At 71.6% G+C, this 4248-nt stretch carries 4 protein-coding genes; 3 read left to right on the top strand and 1 reads right to left on the bottom strand.

The features are described from left to right. A partial coding sequence (locus ACESL7_RS13525; RefSeq protein WP_372893836.1) for an adenylosuccinate synthase occupies positions 1-1254 on the bottom strand: 1254 nt, incomplete at its 3' end. A 173-nt stretch (positions 1255-1427) separates the two neighbouring features. Here ACESL7_RS13525 and secG point away from each other — a divergent pair. The 3 genes from secG to ACESL7_RS13510 form a co-directional block, all read left to right on the top strand. Continuing rightward, positions 1428-1802 (top strand): preprotein translocase subunit SecG, encoded by a 375-nt coding sequence (gene secG, locus ACESL7_RS13520; protein ID WP_372893835.1) that lies wholly within the window; start codon positions 1428-1430, stop codon positions 1800-1802. A gap of 203 nt (positions 1803-2005) precedes the next feature. Then, positions 2006-3649: a CTP synthase gene (pyrG, locus tag ACESL7_RS13515; RefSeq protein ID WP_372893834.1), complete on the top strand. Its 1644-nt coding sequence runs from the start codon at positions 2006-2008 to the stop codon at positions 3647-3649. Further along, positions 3649-4248 (top strand): hypothetical protein (locus ACESL7_RS13510; protein WP_372893833.1); only part of this gene is annotated, 600 nt, incomplete at its 3' end. The genes pyrG and ACESL7_RS13510, both read left to right, overlap by 1 nt.

Raw genomic sequence — 4248 nt, 5'->3', positions numbered from 1 at the left:
CCTTTCGGGCGACGTTGAAAGTAGCGCCACGGGGGCGCCGATCAACTCCTCCACGCGGCGGACGTACTTGATCGCGTTCGCCGGCAGGTCCGCCCAGCTCCGCGCGCCCTCGGTCGACTCCGACCAGCCCGGCAGTTCCTCGTAGATCGGCGTGAGCCGCGCCTGCTGATCGGAGGCCGTCGGCAGATGCTCCAGCCGCCGCCCGTCGAGCGCGTAGCCTGTACAGATCTTCAGCGTCTCGAAGCCGTCGAGGACGTCGAGCTTCGTCAGCGCGATGCCGTCGATGCCGGAGGTGGCGATCGACTGGCGCACGAGCGCCGCGTCGAACCAGCCGCAGCGCCGCTGGCGCCCGGTCGTCGTGCCGAACTCGTGCCCACGCTCGCCGAGGCGGCGGCCATCGGCGTCGTCGAGCTCGGTCGGAAAGGGCCCCTCGCCCACGCGGGTGGTGTAGGCCTTCACGATGCCGAGCACATAGTCGATCGCGCCGGGGCCGATCCCGGTGCCGGTCGCCGCCTGCCCCGCGATGACGTTGGAGGAGGTGACGAAGGGATAGGTGCCGAAGTCGATGTCGAGGAGCGCGCCCTGCGCCCCTTCGAAGAGAATCCGCCGCCCGGCGCGGCGCTTCTCGTTCAGCACCTGCCAGACCGGCGCCGCGAAGGGCAGCAGCGTCTCGGCCACGGCCGCGAGATCGGCCATCAGTTTCGCCCGGTCCACCGGCTCCAGCCCGAGGCCGCGGCGCAGCGCGTCGTGATGGACGAGCGCGCGGTCCACCCGCGCCTCGAGCGTCGCGCGATCGCCGAGGTCGGCCACACGCACCGCGCGCCGGCCCACCTTGTCCTCGTAGGCCGGGCCGATGCCGCGGCCGGTGGTGCCGATCTTCGCCACGCTCACCGCCGCCTCGCGCGCGCGGTCGAGTTCGCCGTGGAAGGGCAGGATCAGCGGCGCGTTCTCGGCGATCATCAGCGTCTCGGGCGTGACGGTGACGCCCTGCGCCGTCAGCGTCGCGATCTCGCGGGCGAGGTGCCAGGGGTCGAGCACCACGCCGTTGCCGATCACCGAGAGCTTGCCCGGCCGCACCACGCCCGAGGGCAGCGCGTGCAGCTTGTAGGTCTGCTCCCCGATGACGAGCGTGTGCCCCGCGTTGTGGCCGCCCTGAAAGCGCGCGATCACGTCGGCGCGCTCGCTCAGCCAGTCCACGATCTTGCCCTTGCCCTCGTCGCCCCACTGGGCGCCCACGACCACCACGTTCGCCATCGCCGCCGCTCCTGTTCGATGCGCTGCGCAACCCGGGCCCGCAAACCCGCATCCGTATAGCCGCGCCGCGCGGCCCCCGAAACCGCAAATCGGCCGGCCGGGCGGCGCGCTCCTCCCTTGCCCCCGTCGCACGCTTCGCCTAAGGGGACGCGGAAAGTTGCGCGCGGGGTTCCATGCAAAACGTCGTCCTCATCGTCCACCTGCTGCTCGCCCTGTCGCTGATCGGGGTGGTGCTGATGCAGCGGTCCGAAGGCGGCGGCCTCGGCATGGGCGGCGGCGGCAACGCGATGAGCGGCCGGGGCGCGGCAACCGCGCTGGGCAAGGTGACTTGGGCGCTCGCCATCGCCTTCATCGCGACCTCGCTCACGCTGACGATCTTCGCGGCGGAGAACGCCACCGGCACCTCGGTCCTGGACCGTCTCGGCGAGGAGGCGGATGTGGAGGCGCCGGCGGAGGACGAGGGCGGCCCGGTGCTGCCCGATGCGGAGGGGCTGCTGCCCCCGCCGCAGGAGGACGGCGACGCGCCCCTCGTGCCGCGGGCCGAGTGAGCGCCGGCGCGCACCACTAATCCTAGCGGGATCCGGCGTTTACGTTACAGCATCTGGTGGGCGACTGGACAGCCTTGGCCTGCTCGTGTAACGCTTGACTCCCGTGTCGAGGCGCGACCACAGGCCGCGCAGAGGTTTCGGGCCGGTCCGGACGGCGGCGGATGCCGCCCCGGACAGGCCCCCGTCACGGGAGAACGCCTGGCATGGCGCGTTTCATCTTCATCACCGGCGGGGTCGTCTCGTCGCTCGGCAAGGGGCTCGCGTCGGCGGCGCTCGGCGCGCTGTTGCAGGCGCGCGGCTTCACCGTGCGGCTGCGCAAGCTCGACCCCTACCTGAACGTCGATCCGGGCACGATGTCGCCCTTCGAGCACGGCGAGGTCTACGTCACCGACGACGGGGCGGAGACCGACCTCGACCTCGGCCACTACGAGCGCTTCACCGGCGTCGCGGCGCGGCGCACCGACAGCGTGAGCTCGGGGCGCATCTACTCCAACGTGCTCGAGAAGGAGCGCCGGGGCGACTACCTCGGCAAGACGATCCAGGTCATTCCCCACGTCACCGACGAGATCAAGGACTTCATCCGCACCGGCGAGGACGAGGTCGATTTCATGCTCTGCGAGATCGGCGGCACCGTCGGCGACATCGAGGGCCTGCCCTTCTTCGAGGCGATCCGCCAGTTCGCGCAGGAAAAGTCCCGCGGGCAGTGCATCTTCATGCACCTGACCCTCCTGCCGTGGATCGCGGCCAGCGGAGAGCTCAAGACCAAGCCGACGCAGCACTCGGTCAAGGAGCTGCGCTCCATCGGCATCGCGCCCGATCTGCTGGTCTGCCGCTCCGAAAGACCCATCCCGCAGAAGGAGCGCGAGAAGCTCGCGCTCTTCTGCAACGTGCGCCCCGACTCGGTGATCGCGGCCTATGATCTCGGCTCGATCTACGAGGCACCGCTCGCCTACCACCGCGAGGGGCTGGATCAGGCGGTGCTCGACGCCTTCCGGATCTCGCCCGCGCCGCGCCCGGAACTCGCCAAGTGGGAGGACGTGGGCGACCGCCTGCGCCACCCGGAGGGCACCGTCAACATCGCCATCGTCGGCAAGTACACGCAGCTCGGCGACGCCTACAAGTCCATCGCCGAGGCGCTGACGCACGGCGGCCTCGCCAACCGCGTGAAGGTCAAGGTGCAGTGGGTCGAGGCCGAGATCTTCGAGCGCGAGGACCCGGCACCGCACCTCGAGGGCTTCCACGCGATCCTCGTGCCCGGCGGCTTCGGCGAGCGCGGCACCGAGGGCAAGATCCGCGCGGCCGAGTTCGCGCGGACGCATGGCGTGCCCTACTTCGGCATCTGCCTCGGCATGCAGATGGCGGTGATCGAGGCGGCGCGCAACCTCGCGGAGCTGCCCGACGCGGGCTCGGAGGAGTTCGACCACGAGGCCGGCGCGCGCCGCTTCACGCCGGTCGTCTACCACCTGAAGGAATGGGTGCAGGGCGAGGCGCGGATCGAGCGGCGGCCCGAGGACGACAAGGGCGGCACCATGCGCCTCGGCGCCTACGAGGCCGTGCTGGCGGAAGGCTCCCGCGTGGCCGGCATCTACGGCGCGCGCCGCATCTCCGAACGCCACCGCCACCGCTACGAGGTGGACATCAAGTACCGCGAGAAGCTCGAGGCGGCCGGCATGGTCTTCTCCGGCATGTCGCCCGACGGCCGGCTCCCCGAGATCGTGGAATGGCCCGATCACCCGTGGTTCGTCGGCGTGCAGTTCCACCCCGAGCTCAAGTCCCGCCCCTTCGAGCCGCACCCGCTCTTCGCCGATTTCATCCGCGCGGCGAAGGAGATGAGCAGGCTGGTTTGATGGATATGCACGGGTCCGACAAGACCCTGCCACCCTGGATCCCTGTCACGGCAAGAGGGCCGCGCCCGACCGCGGGTGGGCGCGCAAGCGCCCGCCCGGGGGGGCGGTCGGGCGCTGCCCGGGCCGCTGGCCCGGGCGTCTGGGCGCTCTGGCTGGCGGCCCTCCCGACAGCGGCCGCCGCCGACCGCCTCACCCAAGTCCCCTACGACGACCTTCCGCCGCTCGCGCCCAACCTCGTCACCTTCGACCGGCTGCCGGCGAAGGCCTACCCGGGCTACAGCTTCGATCACGGTCTGGCCGTGCCCGGCGCGCGGCTGGGCGAGCGCTTCGCAGGGCAGCGGCTGGAAGCGGTGCGCGTGGACGACGGCGGGCCGCACGACCGGCTGGCGGGCCGGCCCTCGGTCCCGCTCACGATCGAGCCCGGCGCGCCGGGCGAAGGGCTGAGCCTGTCGCTGCACACGGCTTACCGCTCCATGGCGCTCTATCCGCTGGGGCCGCTGGGCCAGCCCGACCCGGAGGCACGCGGCGAGGGGAGCGTGGCGATCCTCTTCGCCGAGGACGCCTGCGCGGTGGGTTTCCGGGTGCACACCGAATACGTC

The sequence above is a fragment of the Rhodosalinus sp. genome (assembly GCF_041685465.1).
GTDB lineage: Bacteria > Pseudomonadota > Alphaproteobacteria > Rhodobacterales > Rhodobacteraceae > Rhodosalinus.
Note: the sequence above shows the minus strand (reverse complement) of the source record. Positions and strands in the feature narration are given on the sequence as shown.

Coding starts and splice junctions, on each gene's coding strand:
- pyrG (WP_372893834.1), top strand. CDS start 2,006: ATGGCGCGTTTCATCTTCATCACCGGCGGGGTCGTCTCGTCGCTCGGC.
- secG (WP_372893835.1), top strand. CDS start 1,428: ATGCAAAACGTCGTCCTCATCGTCCACCTGCTGCTCGCCCTGTCGCTG.